The sequence below is a fragment of the Caulobacter sp. SLTY genome (assembly GCF_009905535.1).
Taxonomy (GTDB): Bacteria; Pseudomonadota; Alphaproteobacteria; order Caulobacterales; family Caulobacteraceae; genus Caulobacter.
Genome location: NZ_JAAALA010000012.1, coordinates 38,454 through 55,709, shown reverse-complemented (window position 1 = coordinate 55,709; position 17,256 = coordinate 38,454). Strand labels below are relative to the sequence as shown.

19 protein-coding genes, 1 tRNA gene, 1 other RNA gene and 1 pseudogene are annotated in these 17,256 nt (G+C 67.9%); 6 read left to right on the top strand and 16 right to left on the bottom strand.

Features of this window, described 5'->3' with window-relative positions; genetic code table 11:
• Positions 1 to 198 precede the first annotated feature (198 nt).
• From rnpB to GVN21_RS08885, 9 genes are all read right to left on the bottom strand, one after another.
• An RNA gene (gene rnpB / locus GVN21_RS08925) (RNase P RNA component class A) lies at positions 199 to 594 on the bottom strand.
• Positions 595 to 629: 35 nt separating this feature from the next.
• Positions 630 to 1,106, bottom strand: coding sequence for a sterol desaturase family protein (locus GVN21_RS08920; RefSeq protein ID WP_240902826.1), 477 nt, complete (start codon positions 1,104 to 1,106; stop codon positions 630 to 632).
• 6 nt (positions 1,107 to 1,112) lie between these two features.
• Entirely contained in the window at positions 1,113 to 2,204 is a 1,092-nt protein-coding gene (locus GVN21_RS08915; RefSeq protein ID WP_166574382.1) for an ABC transporter permease, read from the bottom strand.
• A complete protein-coding gene (locus tag GVN21_RS08910; RefSeq protein ID WP_166574381.1) occupies positions 2,201 to 3,145 on the bottom strand; it encodes an ABC transporter ATP-binding protein in 945 nt (314 codons plus the stop codon). The genes GVN21_RS08915 and GVN21_RS08910 overlap by 4 nt, the downstream gene beginning before the upstream one ends.
• Positions 3,142 to 4,023, bottom strand: coding sequence for a polyprenyl synthetase family protein (locus GVN21_RS08905; protein WP_166574380.1), 882 nt, complete (start codon positions 4,021 to 4,023; stop codon positions 3,142 to 3,144). The genes GVN21_RS08910 and GVN21_RS08905 overlap by 4 nt, the downstream gene beginning before the upstream one ends.
• Positions 4,024 to 4,101: 78 nt before the next feature.
• On the bottom strand, positions 4,102 to 4,722 hold the full coding sequence (locus GVN21_RS08900; RefSeq protein WP_166574379.1) for a class I SAM-dependent methyltransferase: 621 nt from the start codon (positions 4,720 to 4,722) through the stop codon (positions 4,102 to 4,104).
• A 28-nt stretch (positions 4,723 to 4,750) separates the two neighbouring features.
• On the bottom strand, positions 4,751 to 5,197 hold the full coding sequence (locus tag GVN21_RS08895; RefSeq protein ID WP_166574378.1) for an NUDIX domain-containing protein: 447 nt from the start codon (positions 5,195 to 5,197) through the stop codon (positions 4,751 to 4,753).
• Positions 5,197 to 6,213 carry a S1/P1 Nuclease gene (locus tag GVN21_RS08890; RefSeq protein WP_166574377.1) on the bottom strand — a complete coding sequence of 339 codons (1,017 nt, stop codon included), beginning with the start codon at positions 6,211 to 6,213 and terminating at the stop codon, positions 5,197 to 5,199. The genes GVN21_RS08895 and GVN21_RS08890 overlap by 1 nt, the downstream gene beginning before the upstream one ends.
• A 22-nt stretch (positions 6,214 to 6,235) precedes the next feature.
• The gene (locus GVN21_RS08885) at positions 6,236 to 6,823 is read right to left on the bottom strand and encodes a glutathione S-transferase family protein (protein WP_166574376.1); all 588 of its coding nucleotides are present in this window, start codon (positions 6,821 to 6,823) and stop codon (positions 6,236 to 6,238) included.
• Between the two features lie 258 nt (positions 6,824 to 7,081).
• On the opposite strand from GVN21_RS08885, the gene GVN21_RS08880 reads away from it, so the two are divergent.
• A complete protein-coding gene (locus GVN21_RS08880) occupies positions 7,082 to 7,528 on the top strand; it encodes a 3D domain-containing protein (RefSeq protein WP_240902825.1) in 447 nt (148 codons plus the stop codon).
• Positions 7,529 to 7,548: 20 nt separating this feature from the next.
• On the opposite strand, the gene GVN21_RS08875 is transcribed toward GVN21_RS08880, so the two are convergent.
• From GVN21_RS08875 to cobA, 6 genes and pseudogenes are all read right to left on the bottom strand, one after another.
• A complete protein-coding gene (locus tag GVN21_RS08875; protein WP_166574374.1) occupies positions 7,549 to 7,953 on the bottom strand; it encodes a hypothetical protein in 405 nt (134 codons plus the stop codon).
• Between the two features lie 23 nt (positions 7,954 to 7,976).
• Positions 7,977 to 8,714, bottom strand: coding sequence for a phosphoadenylyl-sulfate reductase (locus tag GVN21_RS08870; RefSeq protein ID WP_166574373.1), 738 nt, complete (start codon positions 8,712 to 8,714; stop codon positions 7,977 to 7,979).
• On the bottom strand, positions 8,714 to 9,211 hold the full coding sequence (locus GVN21_RS08865) for a DUF934 domain-containing protein (RefSeq protein WP_166574372.1): 498 nt from the start codon (positions 9,209 to 9,211) through the stop codon (positions 8,714 to 8,716). Before GVN21_RS08865 ends, GVN21_RS08870 begins: the two co-directional genes overlap by 1 nt.
• Complete coding sequence (locus tag GVN21_RS08860) at positions 9,195 to 10,850, bottom strand: nitrite/sulfite reductase (protein ID WP_166574371.1); 1,656 nt, start codon at positions 10,848 to 10,850, stop codon at positions 9,195 to 9,197. Before GVN21_RS08860 ends, GVN21_RS08865 begins: the two co-directional genes overlap by 17 nt.
• 4 nt (positions 10,851 to 10,854) lie before the next feature.
• Positions 10,855 to 11,211, bottom strand: coding sequence for a DUF2849 domain-containing protein (locus GVN21_RS08855; RefSeq protein WP_166574370.1), 357 nt, complete (start codon positions 11,209 to 11,211; stop codon positions 10,855 to 10,857).
• Positions 11,212 to 11,252: 41 nt separating this feature from the next.
• Positions 11,253 to 12,029: pseudogene (gene cobA / locus GVN21_RS08850) on the bottom strand (uroporphyrinogen-III C-methyltransferase); the annotation flags it as partial.
• Between the two features lie 177 nt (positions 12,030 to 12,206).
• On the opposite strand from cobA, the gene gcvA reads away from it, so the two are divergent.
• Genes gcvA through GVN21_RS08835 form a run of 3 tightly spaced genes read left to right on the top strand, consistent with a single transcriptional unit; the run spans position 12,207 to position 14,003 of the window.
• Complete coding sequence (gene gcvA, locus GVN21_RS08845) at positions 12,207 to 13,166, top strand: transcriptional regulator GcvA (protein WP_166574368.1); 960 nt, start codon at positions 12,207 to 12,209, stop codon at positions 13,164 to 13,166.
• A gap of 20 nt (positions 13,167 to 13,186) precedes the next feature.
• Positions 13,187 to 13,504 (top strand): chorismate mutase, encoded by a 318-nt coding sequence (locus GVN21_RS08840; protein WP_240902834.1) that lies wholly within the window; start codon positions 13,187 to 13,189, stop codon positions 13,502 to 13,504.
• A 1-nt stretch (position 13,505) separates the two neighbouring features.
• On the top strand, positions 13,506 to 14,003 hold the full coding sequence (locus GVN21_RS08835) for a thioredoxin family protein (RefSeq protein ID WP_166574366.1): 498 nt from the start codon (positions 13,506 to 13,508) through the stop codon (positions 14,001 to 14,003).
• Here the strand turns inward: GVN21_RS08835 and GVN21_RS08830 are convergent.
• Complete coding sequence (locus GVN21_RS08830; RefSeq protein WP_166574365.1) at positions 14,000 to 14,341, bottom strand: Hpt domain-containing protein; 342 nt, start codon at positions 14,339 to 14,341, stop codon at positions 14,000 to 14,002. The genes GVN21_RS08835 and GVN21_RS08830 overlap by 4 nt on opposite strands.
• A 90-nt stretch (positions 14,342 to 14,431) precedes the next feature.
• On the opposite strand from GVN21_RS08830, the gene GVN21_RS08825 reads away from it, so the two are divergent.
• A tRNA-Lys gene (locus GVN21_RS08825) sits at positions 14,432 to 14,507 on the top strand.
• 441 nt (positions 14,508 to 14,948) lie between these two features.
• Positions 14,949 to 17,204: a TonB-dependent receptor gene (locus GVN21_RS08820; RefSeq protein WP_166574364.1), complete on the top strand. Its 2,256-nt coding sequence runs from the start codon at positions 14,949 to 14,951 to the stop codon at positions 17,202 to 17,204.
• The last annotated feature ends 52 nt before the right edge of the window (positions 17,205 to 17,256 follow it).

The following is a 17,256-nucleotide window of genomic DNA, read 5'->3' as shown; positions in this document are numbered from 1 at the left end:
TTGGGTTAACATGGGATGAGTTGGGCGGCAATGGGACGGAATGCCTCAATGCAGGATTCGACACAGATTCAATGGGATTGTTGACTGTAGTGGTTAATGAAAATGAACCATCCACAGAACATACACGGAACATGTTAAGTATTGCGGGGACAGTTGATCGGGCCCGTTGGGCCCGTCTCCAGCCGATCAATGAGGGTGCGGATCAGATGGCCTGTAAGCCGGGTTCTGTTCCGGTCCTTGCGAACCGGTGACGATCATTCCTCTGGACCGGCCCTCGCGGGACGGTTCTCGCGACCAACCCGGACGCCTCGGGCCGGTGACGGCCCTGCCTGAGCTATCTGCAAAAGCAGAGCTGTCAGGCGCGGAATCCCTATTCGGTCTTGCTCCAGGCGGGGCTTGCCATGCCGGGACTGTTACCAGCCCCGCGGTGGGCTCTTACCCCACCCTTTCACCCTTACCCCTCCGGAGAGAGGAGGTTTGCTTTCTGTGGCGCTATCCCTGGGGTCGCCCCCGGCGGGCGTTACCCGCCGCCTTGTCACCGTGGAGCCCGGACTTTCCTCGACGCTTGCGCGCCGCGACCGCCCGGCCATCTGATCCGCGAGCAGGAATGGGCGCGCTCGCCCGTCCGGTCAAGCCTCGGCGTCGACGCCCCGCGCCGCCAGCTTGGCCTTCAGACTACGGACGTCGGGGGCCAGCAGGAAGCCGAAGGATACGGCGCCGTGCTTGGTGTGGACCGCGTGGTGGAAGCGGTGGGCCTGGATCAGCCGCTTCCAGTAGGCGCTCCTGGCCTTGGGCATTGGGAAGCGGCGGTGGACCAGGCCATCGTGAAACAGAAAGTAGATGGCCCCATAGGTGGTGATGCCGAGGCCGACCGGCAGTAGCCACGGGATGCCGTGAACGCCGAAATAGATGGCCACAATGGCCGGGGCTGCGAAGACCACGGCGAACAGGTCGTTCAGCTCGAAGGCGCCGGTGCGGGGCTCATGGTGCGAGCGGTGCCAGACCCACAGGAAGCCGTGCATCACATAGCGATGCATGACCCAGGCGAACCCTTCCATGAAGACCAGAGCCCCGAGGTACAGGGCTATGAAGATCAGAACTTGCATCATTGCTCAGCGCCGGACGCGGCGTACGGTGACGTAGGCGAGCATGAGCCCGGCGAGTCCGAGCCCGGTCAGCACGCCCCAGGCAGGATACACCGACCGCCAGCCCGCGTCGCGCCAAAGCACGGCCTGATAGGTGTCGATCACCCAAGCGTGCGGAGTCAGCAGGCCCACGGCCTGCAGCCACGGCGGCATCGTGAAGCTGGGCGCCATGGCGCCGCCGATCACGGCGAGCATCAGGAACAGGCAGACCCCGATCAGCTGCGCCTGGTCGCGGTTGCGGCAGAAGGCAACCAATCCCATGGCCAGGCCGGCGGCGCAGGTCGCAGCCGCCCCGCTGGTGATCAGCCAGAACAGCAGCCGAGCCTTGACCGGCGCGCCGTAAAGAAGCTGAGCGACCAGGAAGATCGACCCGGCCTGCAGCAGGCCCTGGAGCACGATGAACAGGAACTTGCCCCCGATCGCCGGCGCCAGCCCCGCTGGTCCGGCCAGGATTCTATCGGCTATGCCCGCGTTGCGCTCCTCGATCAGGGACAGCGCCCCGTAGAGGGCCGAAAACAGGGCGAACAGCATGGTCACCGCGCCGGCGTAGTAGATCACCATCCCCTTGCCCTTCTTGGCGCCGGAGATCGGGTCATGAAGGAACAGGGCCCGCGGCCGGCCGACATCGATGCCCGGCACATGCACCGCCAGGGCGTTCTGGACGTGGCTTTCGATCAACGGCGCGGCCATGGCGCGGGTGGGGTCGGTAATCAGCAGAAAGGGCGCGCCGGCGCCGGCCGGATCGCTGAGCATGACCAGGCCCGCATCGACCCGCCCGGCTCGCACCTCCTCCCGGACCGCGTCGACCGTGTTGCCGCTCCGGTTCGGCTGGGCGCGCAACTGAGGTTCCGCGAACAGGGCGGCGACCAGGCGGCGGGACGAGGTGCTGTCGGCCTGGTCGGCCACGGCCAGGCGCAGCCGCACGGCCTCGCCGGAGGCGCCCGCGAACACGGTGACGAAGATCACGAAGACCAGGGGCGGCAGCAGGAAGGTCGCCGCCAGCGCGAAGCGGTCGCGCAGCAGTCCCAGCAGCATGACCCGGAACATGGCGAAGATCATGCGGCCTGCTGCCAGTCGGCGACCATGTTGAACAGGTTGGCCAGCGACGGCTGGCGCACGCGAATCTCGCGGGGGACCACGCCCATCTGCCGCAGGTCCCGGTCTAGCCGCGCGGCCGTGGCGTAGGCCCCGGCGTCGAGCGTGGTCCAGATGTTGGTTCTGTCGCGGCGCTCCAGGCCGGCGGCCGCCAGGACCACCATGTCGTCGCCATCCGGATCCTCGTCCAGCTGGACCAGGATCTCCATTTCTTCACCAAAGGCCTGGGTGATCAACTGCCGGGGGGCCCCCTCCAGAACCTTCCGACCCTCGCGCATGAAGCCGACCCGGTCGGCCAGTTCACCGGCCAGGTCGAGATCGCCGGTCGCCATCAAGATCGCCATGCCGCCGTCTCGCAGGTCGCGAACGGCGCCGTCGAGGGCTTCGCGCGCCACCGGGTCGGCCCCGACGCTCGGTTCGTCCAGGATGAGCAGCCGCGGACTGTGCAGGATGGCGCAGGCGATGTTCACCCGCCGCTGCTCGCCGTCCGACAGCCGGCCGACCGGCTCGCGCTCGTAGTCGGCGATGCGGGTGACGTGCATGGCCTGCCTGACTGCGTCGCGAAGGGTGCGACCGTGCACCCCGGCCATGCGGCCGAACGTCAGCAGGTTCTCCCGCACCGTCATATGGTCGTAGAGCGCCATCGCGTGCGGAACCAGGCCCAGCGCCGAGCGGCTGATCGGGGTCTCGCGCGGGTTCTGGCCGACGAGGGCGATGTCGCCGGCGCTCAGGGGAATGCGGCCGCAGATGGCCTGGACCAGGGTGGCCTTGCCGGCCCCGGCCGGCCCGAGCAGGGCGTATATCTCGCCGGCCCGCAGGGTCAGGTCGACGCCTTTCAGATAGCGCCGCGAGCGATAGGTGTGCTCGGCGCCCCAGACGTTGAGGATCGGGCGGTTGTCGTTCACGCGACGACCTTCGGGGCGCCGAAGAAGCCGGCGGCATAGCGCCAGGCCGACATGCCGCCGCCGGCCCGCTGGAGCGCCTCGCGGGCGGCATCCAGGTAGCCCAGCATCGCCTCGCGGGCGCCCGCCTCGCCCAGGGTGGTGACCAGGGTGGGCATGCCGGCGTCCTTGCCCGCATCCTTGTCGCCGGCCCCGGTGACATCGAGCAGGTCGTCGCGGATCTGGAAGGCGAGGCCCAGGCGTCGCGCGGACTCGCCGACGGCGGCCAGCCGCACGCCCGTCACCCCGGCGACCAACCCGCCCGCCATCGCGGCGGCGACCAGCAGCACGCCCGTCTTCTGATGGTTGACCAGATCGATCTCGTCGTTGCTCAGCGTCCGCCCCCGGCGATCCAGGTCGCGGGCCTGGCCGGCGGTCAGGCCCCGGAAGCCGATCGTCTCCGACAGCTGGGCGACCAGTTCGACCCGGGCGCTCTCTGCCAGGCCTGCATCGTCGGCAATCACGCCGTAGGCGCGGTTGAGCAGGGCGACAGCGGCCAGGATGGCGTTGGCCTCGTCGAAGGCCCGGTGGGTGGTGGCCAGGCCCCGGCGGAGGTTGGCGTCGTCCATCGACGGCAGGTCGTCGAGGATCAGCGAGGCGGTGTGGACCATCTCGTAGGCGCAGGCCGCGTCGAGCGCGGCGCCCTCGGCGGCCCCGAAGTCGATGGCGGTGAGCAGGGTGAGGATCGGGCGGAACCGCTTGCCCGGCGACAGAAGGGCGTAGCGCGCCGCGCCCGTCAGGCCGGTGGGCGACTGGCCCTCGGCCGGCAGCAGCTCGGCCAAGCGGCGTTCGACGTCGGCCCGCAACCGCTCGACCGTTGACAGGAAGGCCGCGTCGTCCATGAGCTGCCCCAGACCGCCCCCAAACGGGCTGCCATCATTTGACGGGCCAGACGTTGGGCGTCAACGCGCGACTTTGGCTCAGGCCCGCGCCTCGCCCCATTCGTTCCAGCCGACGACGCGCGGCGTGCCGGGCAGGTACATGGTCGACAGGTCGGTCAGGCTGAGGCCGGCTGCGGTCAGCATTGCCCCGACCGGGCGGGTGAGGCGGCATCCCCCGGCCAGCCGCTTCCATACCGGCTCTATTCGACGCTGCCATTTGGCGACTCCTGCGTCGGGGGCCAGGCCATGCTCGCAGAACAGGAACCGGCCGCCGGGCTTCAACACCCGCCGCGCCTCGGCCAGCGCCGCCGACGGATCGGCCACCGTGCAGAGGGTGAAGGTGCAGACCACGCAGTCGAAGCTGGCGGCCTCATAGGGCAGCGCTTCGGCGGTCCCATCGCGAATCTCGACATTGAGGCCGGCGGGCCGTGGCGCGGCCTCGGCGCGCGCCCGCAGTTCGGCGGAGGGATCGACGCCCGAGACGCTCGAAACCTGGGCCGGGTCATAGTGGATCAGGTTCATCCCACCGCCGATACCCAGCTCCAACACCTTTCCGGCCGCGCGCGGCACGACCTTGCGCCGCTGATAGGTGATCGGCTTGGCTCCACAGGCGCAGCCGATCAGGCGCGGCATGATATGGCGGTCGTAGAAGCTGGTCATGGAGCCCTCCCCTCGGAAAGCTGCGCCCTCAGCGGCGGGAGCGCAACCATCGGGCCACGGCCCAGGCGTGGCTCTCGTGGCGGAGCGCCACGATGGCGGCCTCCGGCGTCATCCATTCCAGAGTGTGGTCGTCCTCAATCTTGAGAGTGGGGTCCTGGCCAACCAGGCGCGCGAGGTAGACGCCGCCTTCGTTCTCCACCGGTTCGCCGTCGCTCTTGAGGAACAGCTGGCTGGCGCGCAGCATCTGCTCGCCCGGCTCGACGATCAGGCCGGTCTCCTCGCCGAACTCGCGGATCACCGCCTGGCTCTCGGTCTCCAGCCCGTCGACCGCCCCGCCCGGCAGGTCGTGATAGCTGCGACCGGCGTCGCGTTCGACGCGGACGGTGGCGATCAGGCCGTCCTTCTCGCAGATGCCGAAGGCGGCCGGGCGCAGGCGGTAGGCCTTCTCCGGATCGCGCGCGCCGAACTCCAGCATCAGTCCTTGCCCCGCAGGGATTCCCAGGGATCGACCTTGCCGGACACCACGTCCTCGACCGCCACCGCGGGCCAACCGACCTTGCCCGTGGCGCTGGCCCGCCAGGCCATGACGACCAGGTCGCGCATCTCCGCCCCGCCGGCCGCCACCCGCTCAGTGGCGAAGGCGACGCCTCGCGGGTCCGCGCCCTTGAACGCCCCCTCGCCCCACAGCACGTAGAGCGGCTCAGTCTGCTTGTTGGTGGCCAGGAGGTAGGCGACCGTCCGCTGCTCGATCGAGCAGGCGCAGTCGCGGAACGGCGGCAGCACGGCGCGCGCGCCGGCCAGGGTCACCGAGCGGTTGACGAAGGCGCCTTCGAAGGGCCCGTGGATGCGCTCGGTCGTGTAGCCCTTGGGGTTCGGGTAATCGCCCCAGCCGTTGTAATGGATCGATGTATGCAGCGGCTGCGAGCCGTCGCCCACGTAGTGACCCAGTTCGCCGAGGTCCCGCAGGATCAACTGTTCGCGGCGCAGTCGGTCAGCCTTGTACCAGGCCCTCTGCGACCCCTTGGCCCGCTTCTCCATCGCCGTAAGCATCCGCCAGTAGCGGAAGTCGGTGACCAGATGGTGGTAGCCGTCGATGATCGCGTATTGCAGCCAGCCAGCCTCCCAGCCGTCTTTGCCGCCGGCCTGCAACGCCTTCTCATACTCCTGGCGCGTCGCCTTCAGGTCGCCGAGCGGCATGATGCCGAACACCTTGCCCTCGTCATCGATATCGACGAAGTGCGCCCCCTCGCGGTCGGCGTCGTGCAGCTTGCCTGAGCCTTTCCAGCGATCCGGCTCGCGAGCCAGCTCGCCCATCGCCTCGATCGCCTTCCTGCCGCGCAGGAAGCCGGGGATTTCCTCGGGCAGGGTCTCGATGGCAAGCTGACCGATGATCCGGTGGCCGGTCGCGCCCCAGCCAAGCGCCTGGGTGGCGGCGACTCCACCCCAGAGGACGGCGGCGGTCAGGGCGAGGGCGATACGGCGTTTACGCATGGGAGGCTCCGCGAGGCGCGGGTCAGACGATGCCCAGCGCCGATTCCACGCGCCCGATCCAAGCCTGGACCTCCGGGTAGTCCGTCAGGTCGAAGCCGCCCTCGTGCGCCACCCGGGTGTAGGCCACCAGGGCGATGTCCGCCAGGGTCAGGTCATCGCCGACCAGGAAGGGACCGTCCTGCAAGGCCCGCTCGAGCCGCGCCAAGGCCGCCTTGCCCCGTTCGACGATCTTGGGGTCCAGGTCGGCCGCCGCCTTGCCCATATAGGCCATCTGGAAACGGGCCACGGCGACGTAGGGCTCATGACTGTACTGCTCCCAGAACAGCCACTCGAACATCTTGGCGCGGGCGTACGAGTCCTTCGGGATCAAATCCGACCCTTCAGCAAGATACAGTATAATTGCGTTGCTTTGCGCTATAGCGCGACCATCCTCCAAGATGATCAGCGGGACCTGCCCCGCCGGGTTCCGCGCGAGGAAATCCGGGGTGCGACTTTCCCCCTTCAGGATGTCGGTTTCGACCCAGCGATACGGCAGGCCGATTCGCTCAGCGGTCCACTTCACCTTGAGGCAATTGCCGGAGATGCTGTCCCCGAACACAGTGATACTCATGGATTTTCTCCGTGCGACAAAGGGTGGGGTTGCGTTCGGCGGCCTGGGCGGCTAATCAGCCCGCCACCTGTCGACGAGAAAAAGGGGGGCCCGCTGTTGCAGCGTACCTCAACGTACCTCGCCGCACTGGCTTTTATGCTGGTTGCAAGTTCTTCGTCCGCCCAGGGTCTGGGCAGCGCCAACCACGATCCCATTGGGGATCTTATCGCGCAGAAAACCGTCGCACCGTCCGCCGCCGAGGCTGGACTCCGCGGAACCATGTCGCCGATTCCGGACGACGCGATCCTGCAGACCGACAACGCGATTGTTGACGGATCCGTTCCCGATGACGTTGACTGGAACATGCGGGTGACCCTCTATCACTCGGGCGGTGGCGGCGCCGGCGCTCGCGACTCGCTGGGCTGTCCGGTGGTGGCCATGCGCACAGCGGCGACCGATCCCCGGATCGCTCCAAAGCGCTCGATCATCTACATTCCAGACACGGTCGGCCTGACCATGCCCGACGGCTCGAGCCACGACGGCTATTGGTACGTCTCCGACACCGGCGGGGCCGTGAAGGGCGCCAAGGTCGATCTGTTCACCGGCCATGGCCGGGGCTCGATGAAGCCGCTGATGAAGATCAACACCAAGACGGTGGCGGTGATGAAGGCCGGGACCTTCACTGGTTGCCCGAAGGCGGGCGGTTTGCGGATGGCGGCCAACTAGCCGCCTGACCCCGACCCCGATCAGACGCGCACAAACCGTTCCCGGGCCCTTGCCAGCGACCTGCTGTTCGACCGGATCATCAGGAAGCGGCCGTCCCAGACGCCGGGGACGACCCAGCGGCCCTCGATCTCCGTCCAGTCGGCATTGATCACGCCCTGGTAGCGGACCAGGTGATCCCAGCCGCCGGTCCCGTCGTAAGTCTTGTCGAAATAGACATCCGTCCCTTCGCGCTCGCCGTCGATCATGGCGAGCAGCGTGCCCATTCGGCCATCCCGGAACTGGCCTTCCTCGTGGGTTGTGCCGCTCAGAAATGACCCGAACTCCATCAGAGTGGCGACGAAGGCCCCGGGCTCCTGCTCGTAGGGGTAGGTGAACAGGCCGTGCCAGACCCCGGTCAGGGACTGCCGCCCTTCCTCGTCGCTCATCGTCGCCCCTCAAAGTCGGGCGGTCAGATCCCGCCGCCCACATTCGTCGGCGCCACATTAGCGCGGGCCACATGGATCCCGCACTCGGTCTTGTCCTGTCCGGCCCAGCGGCCGGCGCGGACGTCCTGACCCTCCTCGACCGGGCTGGTGCAGGGCCAGCAGCCGATGGAGGGATAGCCCTGGGCGACCAGGGGGTGGGCCGGCAGGTCGTGCTGGACGACGTAGGCGTCGAGGTCGGACTTCGACCAGTTGGCCAGGGGGTTGAACTTCAGCTGCGTCTCGGCCTGTTCGACGACGGGCAGGCGCAGGCGGTCGCCGCCGTGGAACCGCTTGCGGCCGGTCAGCCAGGCGTCGAAGCCGCTCAGCGCCCGGTCGAGGGGCAGCACCTTGCGGATGTTGCAGCAGGCGTCGGTGTTGGTCTTCCACAGGTTGGCGTCGGGGTCACCCACGGCCAGATCCTGGAAACGCGGGCGCAGGTCGCGCACGTCGGTCAGACCCAGTTGCTGAGCCAGCTGCTTGCGGTAGTCGAGCGTCTGGCCAAACAGCATGCCGGTGTCGAGGAAGAGGACCGGGATGTCCTTGTTCACTTGGGCGGCCAGGTGCAGGAGCACGGCGCTCTCGGCCCCGAAGGAGGAGACCAGCGCCAGCCGGTCGCCGAACCGGGCGACGGCTGCCTCGATGATGGTGGTGGGATGAGCGTCGCGCAGGTCCGCGTCGAAGGCCGCCGCAGCGGTGGGTCGCTCGAGTTGGTCGAAGGCCATCAGCCCCGCTCCTCGAAGGCCGGCGGGCGGTGGTCGGCCGCGCGCTGGTACACATGCCGGAACAGGCCGGCCGCCTTGGCCCAGTCGGAAGGAGTGGCGCCGTCGACCGGCGCAAAACTGTCGAAGCCGCAGCGAACCATGAACAGCGCCTGGTCGCGCATCACCTCGCCCATGGCCCGCACCTCGCCCTGATAGCCCAGCCGCTCGCGCAGCAGAGTTGCGGTGGTGAAGGCGCGTCCATCCCGGAACTTGGGGAACACCGCCCCCACCAACGCCAGGCGCGGCAGGTCATAGGCCAGGTCCTCGACCGCCTCGTCCGGCTGGATGCGGACGCCGACGCTGCGGCCGGCGGTGACCAGGGCGTCGCCCTCGGCCTGGAAGCGGGCCATGGACAGGATCACCGGACCGTTCGGAATGGCGTCCTCGTCGGCCACATCGGTGAAGATGTCCTCGGCGGCGGTGAAGCCCTCACCGGTGCGCTTAATGAGCGTCGGCATAGACAGCCTCCTTGAAGGGGGCCATGCCCGCGCGGCGGAAGGTATCGAGGAAACGTTCGCCGTCCGTCCGCATGGACAGGTAGGTCTCGACCAGCTTGTCGACCGCATCGGCCACCTTGTCGGCCGGCAGGGCCGGGCCGAGGATGGCGGCCAGGGAGGCGTCCTCCGCCCCCGAGCCGCCGAGGCTCAGCTGGTAGAATTCCTCGCCCTTCTTGTCGACGCCCAGCACCCCGATGTGGCCGACATGGTGGTGGCCGCAGGCGTTGATGCAGCCGCTGATCTTGATCTTCAGCTCGCCCACGTCCTCGGCCCGGTCCGGATCGGCGAAGCGGTCCTGGATCGACTGGGCGACCGGGATGGCCCGCGCATTGGCCAGGGCGCAGTAGTCGAGGCCCGGGCAGGCGATGATATCGCTGATCAGGCTGATGTTGGAGGTGGCCAGGCCCACCGACTGCAGGCCGCGGTGGACGGCGGGCACATCGTCCAGCTTCACATGCGGCAGGACCAGGTTCTGCTCATGGGTCACCCGGATGTCCGACAGACCGTAGCGCTCGGCCAGGTCGGCGACCGCCTCCATCTGCTCGGCGCTGGCGTCACCCGGCGTGGCGCCGGGGGCTTTCAGCGAAATCTCGACGATGGCGTAACCGGGCTGCTTGTGGGCCTTGACGTTGTTGCGGACGAACCGGGCGAACGACCGGTCCGACGTCTGCTCGGCCTCGAACACCTCGGAACGCGGGGCCACGGTTTCGAAGGGGACCTTCACGAAGCTGCCGCGGATACGGGCCAGCTCGGTGTCCGGCAGGTCGGCGCCCTCGCCGATCTTGCCCCACTCCTCTTCGACCTGCCGGGCGAACTCCTCCGCCCCCAGGCTGGCGACCAGGATCTTGATCCGGGCCTTGTAGATATTGTCCCGCCGGCCGTGGCGGTTGTAGACGCGCAGGACCGCTTCCAGATAGCTGATCAGCCGGGCCGCCGGCAGGAACGGCTTGATGGTCGGGGCCAAGTAGGGCGTCCGCCCCTGCCCGCCGCCTACCATCACCTCGAAGCCCAGGGCGCCCTCGGCGTTCCGCAGCACACGCAGGCCGATGTCATGCGCCCGCGCCGCCGTGCGGTCGGTCTCGGCCGCCGTTACGGCGATCTTGAACTTGCGCGGCAGGAAGCTGAACTCGGGGTGCAGGGTCGACCATTGGCGAATGACCTCCGACCAGACGCGGGGGTCATCGACCTCCTGGGCGGTGGCGCCGGCGTAGGGGTCGCTCGTCACATTGCGGATGCAGTTGCCGCTGGTCTGGATGGCATGCAGGTCGACGCTTGCCAGGTGATCCAGGATATCAGGCGCATCGCCCAGCTTCACCCAGTTGAACTGAATGTTCTGGCGGGTGGTGAAGTGGCCATAGCCCTTGTCCCAGGTGCGGGCGATGTGGGCGAAGGCGCGCATCTGGGTCGGATTCAGAGAGCCATAGGGCACCGCCACCCGCAGCATGTAGGCATGCAGCTGCAGGTACAGCCCGTTCATCAGCCGCAGCGGCTTGAACTGGTCCTCGGTGATGTCGCCGGTCAGGCGGCGGGCCACCTGGTCGCGGAACTGCGCTGCCCGGTCGGCGAGGAATTCGTGGTCGATGACGTCATACTGGTACATCGGCTTACTTCCTGCGGATCAGGTCGACGCGGCCGGTCGAGCGGGCGGCGCCGGTGGCGGCCTGCAGCGCTTCGATGGCGGCGCCGCCCTCGGCCTGTTTGCCGTGGGTCGGTTCGTTGGTGGGGCCGAGCGCCCGGATGCGTTCGCGGTAGCTGACCGGGGCCAGGCCGGCCGGTCCTTCGGAGAGATCGATCAGGTAGGGCTCGACGACCACGGTCGGCTGGCCCTTGGCGGTCGCGACAGCGTCCTCGCCGGCGTCGCCCTCGAAGAGCTCGGCGTCGGCGAACCTCTCGACCCAGGCGCCGGCCTTCCAGAACACGACCTCGCCGTCGATCAGGCGGTTGGCGGTCAGGGCCTTCATGCAAACACCCGCGCCGGGACGGCGTCCGAAATCTGGCTGGCCTGCGCCAGCGCCATGGCCTCGCCGACCATCAGCAGGGCCGGGCCGGAAAGCCCGGCGGCGGTCTCGGCCAGCTGGCCGAGCCTGGTGGGCAGACGCTGCTCGTCCGCCCGGCTGGCGTTGACCACGATCAGCGCCGGCGTCGCCGCGTCGCGGCCGGCGGTGGTCAGGCGATCGGCGATCAGGCCGGCGGTGCTGAGGCCCATGTAGATCACCACCGTCTGGTTCGGCCGGGCCAGGGCAGCCCAGTCCAGGTCCGGGTCGCCATGGGCGGCATGGCCGGTGACGAAGGTCACCGATTGCGCAGCACCGCGATGCGTCAGCGGCGCACCTGCGCCCGCGCCGGCGGCCAGGGCGGCGGTGACGCCCGGCACGACCTGGCAGTCAATGCCGGCCGCGCGGCAGGCGGCCAGCTCCTCGCCGCCACGGCCGAAGATGAAGGGATCGCCGCCCTTGAGGCGGACCACGGTCAGCCCCTGCTGCGCCAAGGCGACCAGAAGGGCGTTGATATCGTCCTGCGGCAGGGTGTGGCGCGACTTGCGCTTGGCCACGTCGATGAGCCGGGCGCCGCTGGGGGCCATGTCGAGGATTTCGCTGGAGACCAACCCGTCATGAACGATCACGTCGGCCGTTCCGATCACCCGCGCGGCCTTGAGCGTGAGAAGTTCAGGATCGCCGGGGCCGGCGCCGACCAGCCATACCTGACCGGGCCGAGAGGCGCGGCCGTCCAGCGCGATCAGGCGCTTGGCGGCGGGTGCGGAACGGGAAGGCCGGGACATGGCGCGATAGCTTCTCTATAAGGGCGAGTCTAGGACGGGGACGGACCCGCAAAGGCCCGCCCCGCCCGATGCCCGTTGGCGAAAAGGGCCGTAACGCCATCGGACACTTGCTAACTGGGCCTGCGAAGACCACTTCGCAAACTAGGACTTCTGCCGGGGCGTTCAGGAAAACTTCGCATGGAGAAACCCGCCGATCATCGCCGGCGCCTGCCGCCGCTTAACGCCTTGCGCGCCTTCGAGGCGGCCGCCCGGCACCTGAACTTCAGTCGCGCCGCCGAGGAGCTGTCGGTCACCCCCGGCGCGGTCAGCCAGCAGATCCAGAACCTGGAAGACTATGTCGGCGCGGCCCTGTTCAAGCGCACGCCCAAGGGCCTCTTACTCACCGACGCCGCCCAGACCGCCCTCCCCGCCCTGCGCGAGGCTTTCGACCGCCTGGCCGAGGCGGCCAGCCTGTTGACGGCCGCCGTTGACGGCCGCCGCCTGACCCTGACCGCCGCCCCCTCCTTCGCCGCCAAATGGCTGGTGCCGCGCCTGGGCAAGTTCGAGGAAAAGCACCCTCAAGTGGACGTCTGGCTTTCGGCCGGCATGGAGGTGGTCGACTTCGCCTCGGGCGAGATCGACCTGGCCATCCGCTACGGGGGCGGCCGCTATCCGGGCCTGGAGGTCATCAAGCTGATGACCGAGACGGTGATCCCGGTGGTCAGCCCCGGCCTGCTCAACGAGAACCCGCTGAACGACCCCTCCGACCTTGCCCACCACATCCTGCTGCATGACGGCAGCCCGGACGCGGACGACAGCTGCCCCGACTGGGCCATGTGGCTGGCGGCGCGGGGGATCCGGGGCGTCGATGGCGCGCGGGGCCCGCGTTTCAACCAGTCCAGCCTGGTGATCGAGGCAGCAGTCAATGGCCGGGGCGTGGCCCTGGCCAAGCGGACCCTGGCCCAGGCCGACCTCGATGCCGGCCGTCTGGTGACGCCGATTCAGATCGCCACGGCCGTGGACTTCGCCTATTACGTCGTCCATCCCAAGACCAAGGGACGGCTGCCGCAGGTTAAGGCCTTCGTCTCCTGGCTGATGGAAGAGGCGGCCGCCCACGAAGCCGCCCTCCAGACCCTCGACAACGGCGCCGGTATCTAGAGTTTCTCATGCCCAAAGACATGTCCGTAGAGGTCGACGCCCGCGTCGCCCCCAAAGATTGCACGACAATGGCCGAGGTCCGTGTGGGGGTCGACGCCCTGGACCGCGCTCTGGTCAAGCTGCTCGCCGAGCGCCAGGGCTACATGGACGCCGCCGCCCGCATCAAGCCGGACCGCAAGGTCGTCCGCGACACCGCCCGGATCGAGGACGTGGTCGCCAAGGTCAAGGCCGCCGCTACCGAGGCCGGCTTGAGCCACGCCATTGCCGAACCGGTCTGGCGCACCCTGGTTGATCGCTGCATCGCCTACGAATTCGGCGTGTGGGACAAGACGCGCTGAGATGAGCCGGACGCGCCGCACGCTGCTGCTGGGCGCTGCCGCCGCCTGTCTGGCCGGGCCGGTCCTGGCGGTCCCTGCGCCCCGGATCGGCCGACTGACGAAGGTCCCCCGCCACCCCTACGACGCCAGCCGCGACGCCGACGCCGACGTAAAGGCCGCCGCGGCCCGGGCGAAGAAGGCGGGCAAGTTGCTGCTTATCGACTTCGGCGCCAACTGGTGCGCCGACTGCCTGATCCTGGCCGGGATCATGGAGATGCCGGAGGCCAAACCCTTCCTCGAGCGGCACTACGAGATCGTCCACGTGGAGGTCGGTCGCATGGACCGCAATCTTCACATCGCCGCCCGATATGGAATGGCCGGCTTCAAGGGCGTGCCGGCAGTGGTGGTGGTCTCGCCCAGGGGCAAGGTGCTGAACCAGGGTGACGTCTTCGTCCTGGCAAACGCCCGGGCCATGAGCGACCAGGCCGTGATCGACAAGCTGGCGAGCTGGATTCCCTAGCCCTTCAGGCTCTTCAACATCTGCTCATGCTGATAGGCCGCGACGTCCATGAGCGCGGCGTCGAGGGCCGCGTGCACGCTCGGCAGCACCCCCGCTCCGTCGGCCTCGGCCCGCTCACAGACCTCTCCCAGCGCAAATGCCCCCACGCCCCGCGCCGCGCCCTTGATGGTGTGGACCGCGTCGCGCCAGCCGGGGTTGCCCGGCTCCAGCATCCGCGACCAGATCGCGGCCTGCTCGCGAAACAGATTCAGCACCTCCTCGACCACCCCCGCGTCCCCCGCCGCGAAGCCTTCGAGATAGGGAAAATCGACCGCTCCGGTGATGTCTCGCCTGGCCAAATCAGCCCCTCAATTTCCCGCCTTGCGTCCGGCGCTTTTTCCACTATGTTCCGCGCCCTCGCGGTCGGGCAAGCCCCGAAGCGACGATGTGGGTGCATAGCTCAGTTGGTAGAGCAGCTGACTCTTAATCAGCGGGTCCAAGGTTCGAATCCTTGTGCACCCACCATCGTCGAACCGCCTGACCTCATGCAAATCGAGTCGAACTGAAGGTTGGTTGGGCCGGCCGAGGTCTGCACGCGGCTGACCTGGCAGCATTCCGTGACTGCCGTTCCCGTTATCCCCTTGCCAGCGTGCTCGCGCGCCGCTCGCGGTCGCTCCCGCAGGTCGGGCTCCTTCGGCCTCGACAAGCGCCAAACCACGCCTGCGGATGCGCCTCGTTTAATTTTTAGTGATCACTAGATTTTTTTTCTCAGTCGATTTACCTAGTGACCTCTAGAAATTTTCGACGGCGTAGTTGGGAGCGGAGTCTGGGCGGTGCGGGGCGGCCAAACGGTCCCTCCACGCCCTCGCTCAGCCGTCAGAAAGGATAGGGACCAGGGAGGGGAGCCGCCTTGGCAGGAGGAGATCGATCCGAGCAACGGATCGACACGCAGAAAGGGGAAGAGGCATGAATACGAAGCAAGCTTTGCTGATCGGGGTCGCGTTCATCAGTCTGTCGGGGGCGTCTGCATCCTGGGCGGCGCCGCAAGCGCCCGAGGGCGGTCCGACCGTCGATGAGGTGGTGGTGACCGCCCAGCGTGTCGAACAGAACCTGCAGAAGGTGCCAGTCGCCGTGACCGCCATCGGCGAAGAGGAACTGGAAACCCGCAAGCTTAATGATCTGAACCAGCTTCAGCTCGTCGCGCCGAGCTTTCAGACCACGACCGACAACGCGTTCTCACTCCGGGGCGTGGGCAGCAACATCTTCCTGCCGACGGTGGACTCCAGCGTCGGGGTGATGGTCGATGACGTCTCGCTCGGCGTTCCGCTGTTCCAGAGCAACGGCGTCTTCAACGACATCGCCCGGATCGAGGTTCTGCGCGGACCCCAGGGCCTGCTGTTCGGCCGGAACGCCTCGGCGGGCCTCCTCAACGTGGTCACCAATCGGCCCCGCTTGGGCGAACTGGGCGGCACGTTCGGCGCCGAGTATAACAATCGCGACACGGCGGCAGGCGGGAACTTCGGCATCGTCCTTCGCGGCACGGTGAACGTGCCGGTCACCGACACCTCCGCCCTGCGGGTGAACATGCTGGTTTCCAGCCAAGACCCCATTGCCCACGCGACCGTCACCTCGCCCACCGGCGCCCAGGTTGACCAGAAGCAGGAGCGGATCGCCGCCAGGGTGAAGTATCTGTGGGAGCCCACGGACGCCACCAGCGTCTACGCCACCGCCGACTACAGCCGTGAGCGCGGGGCCGGCGGCATCTGGGATCGGACGCTGCGGTCCGTCGGCGCCGGCACCTACGCCGGATACCTCACCAGCATCGGCGCGAAGGCCGGACCGAGAAACCTGGAGTACGGGATCGACTCGGCCTCCGGCAATTTTCGGAGCGTGGACACCTACGGCGTGTCGCTCAACGTCTCCCACGAGCTGTCGCCCAACCTGACGATCTCGAGCATCACCGCCTGGCGCCGCTACGACCTGCAGCTCAACCTGGACACCGATTATTCGACCCTTAACCTGTTCAACACCAACAGGAACGGGTCCAACAACAGGCAGCTGTCGGAAGAACTGCGACTGGCCTTCGACTTCGACCGCATCGACGGCCAGGTCGGGGTCTACTACTTCGGGTCCGTGAACAACGGCTACACCCAGCTGTTTGCCAACTTCGGCTCCGGCATTCCCAACTTCTTCGGCGGCGACTTCTCGACCCGCAACACCTCCCACAGCACCGCGGCCTTCGGCCAGGTCAACTTCCATGTGACCGACGCGCTGACGCTGATCGCCGGCGGACGTCTGAGCTACGACAGGGTGAAGGTCGACATCTCCCAGGACTTCGGGACCTACGTCAACGGGCCCGGCCTCTATGGGCCGCAGGGCAATTTCAAGTTCAGCGAGTCGAACACGGACTTCAGCTACAAGATCGGCGCCCAGTACGAGTTCACGCCCGACATCATGGCGTATCTGACCTACGCTACCGGCTACAAAGGCCCGGCCTACCCGCAAAACCTCGGCTCCACCGCCTTCGACCCCTACATCGCGCCGGAAACGGTCGAGGATGTCGAAGCCGGCGTCCGCACGACCCTGTTCGACGGTCGGCTGCGGCTCAACGTCTCCGGCTTCTACGAGGAATTCACCGACTTCCAGACCCAGACCTACGATTCGGTCGCGGCCCTCTTCCGGCTCACCAACGCCGGCGGACTTCGTGCGCAGGGCGTTGAGATCGACGGCGTCTTCCGCCCGACCGAGCAGCTGACCATCAACTTCGGGGCCAGCTTCACGGACACCGAGTTCACCGACTTCATTACCACCTGCTATCCGGGACAGACCGTGGCCCAGGGCTGTGTCGCCGGCCAGTTCCAGGCGAAGGGCCTGGCGCCGGCGGGGGCTCCGAAATTCAGCTCCACCCTGCAGGCGGTCTATGACATCCCGCTGGGCGATAACCTGCTGACCCTGGAGGCCAACTGGTTCCGCCGTTCCAGCGTCAACTTCTCCCCGAACGGCGACCCCGGAACGGCCCTGGGCGGGGTCGACATCTTCGGCGCCAGCCTCACCTACCGGTTTGGTGAACGCTACAAGGCCTCGCTGTTCTGCAAGAACTGCGCGGACGAGTACGTGCCGAGCTTCCTGTCCCACGTCACGGCCGACCCCACGGCCATCCTGCAGTCGTGGAACTACAACTCGGTCCGGACCATCGGCCTGTCCTTCGACATGGACTTCTAGAGGCGCCGCCGGCGACCTCCCCCGGCGAACTTGGCGATGAGGCTGGCCGGCC

What these genes read in the sequence shown, in the direction of transcription:
- GVN21_RS08895 (WP_166574378.1), bottom strand. Translation starts at nt 5,197, where the DNA reads ATGCTGGAGTTCGGCGCGCGCGATCCGGAGAAGGCCTACCGCCTGCGC.
- GVN21_RS08900 (WP_166574379.1), bottom strand. Translation starts at nt 4,722, where the DNA reads ATGACCAGCTTCTACGACCGCCATATCATGCCGCGCCTGATCGGCTGC.
- gcvA (WP_166574368.1), top strand. Translation starts at nt 12,207, where the DNA reads ATGGAGAAACCCGCCGATCATCGCCGGCGCCTGCCGCCGCTTAACGCC.
- GVN21_RS08890 (WP_166574377.1), bottom strand. Translation starts at nt 6,213, where the DNA reads ATGCGTAAACGCCGTATCGCCCTCGCCCTGACCGCCGCCGTCCTCTGG.
- GVN21_RS08860 (WP_166574371.1), bottom strand. Translation starts at nt 10,850, where the DNA reads ATGTACCAGTATGACGTCATCGACCACGAATTCCTCGCCGACCGGGCA.
- GVN21_RS08820 (WP_166574364.1), top strand. Translation starts at nt 14,949, where the DNA reads ATGAATACGAAGCAAGCTTTGCTGATCGGGGTCGCGTTCATCAGTCTG.
- GVN21_RS08885 (WP_166574376.1), bottom strand. Translation starts at nt 6,823, where the DNA reads ATGAGTATCACTGTGTTCGGGGACAGCATCTCCGGCAATTGCCTCAAG.
- GVN21_RS08855 (WP_166574370.1), bottom strand. Translation starts at nt 11,211, where the DNA reads ATGAAGGCCCTGACCGCCAACCGCCTGATCGACGGCGAGGTCGTGTTC.
- GVN21_RS08880 (WP_240902825.1), top strand. Translation starts at nt 7,082, where the DNA reads ATGTCGCCGATTCCGGACGACGCGATCCTGCAGACCGACAACGCGATT.
- GVN21_RS08920 (WP_240902826.1), bottom strand. Translation starts at nt 1,106, where the DNA reads ATGCAAGTTCTGATCTTCATAGCCCTGTACCTCGGGGCTCTGGTCTTC.
- GVN21_RS08905 (WP_166574380.1), bottom strand. Translation starts at nt 4,023, where the DNA reads ATGGACGACGCGGCCTTCCTGTCAACGGTCGAGCGGTTGCGGGCCGAC.
- GVN21_RS08870 (WP_166574373.1), bottom strand. Translation starts at nt 8,714, where the DNA reads ATGGCCTTCGACCAACTCGAGCGACCCACCGCTGCGGCGGCCTTCGAC.
- GVN21_RS08875 (WP_166574374.1), bottom strand. Translation starts at nt 7,953, where the DNA reads ATGAGCGACGAGGAAGGGCGGCAGTCCCTGACCGGGGTCTGGCACGGC.
- GVN21_RS08865 (WP_166574372.1), bottom strand. Translation starts at nt 9,211, where the DNA reads ATGCCGACGCTCATTAAGCGCACCGGTGAGGGCTTCACCGCCGCCGAG.
- GVN21_RS08915 (WP_166574382.1), bottom strand. Translation starts at nt 2,204, where the DNA reads ATGATCTTCGCCATGTTCCGGGTCATGCTGCTGGGACTGCTGCGCGAC.
- GVN21_RS08835 (WP_166574366.1), top strand. Translation starts at nt 13,506, where the DNA reads ATGAGCCGGACGCGCCGCACGCTGCTGCTGGGCGCTGCCGCCGCCTGT.
- GVN21_RS08840 (WP_240902834.1), top strand. Translation starts at nt 13,187, where the DNA reads ATGTCCGTAGAGGTCGACGCCCGCGTCGCCCCCAAAGATTGCACGACA.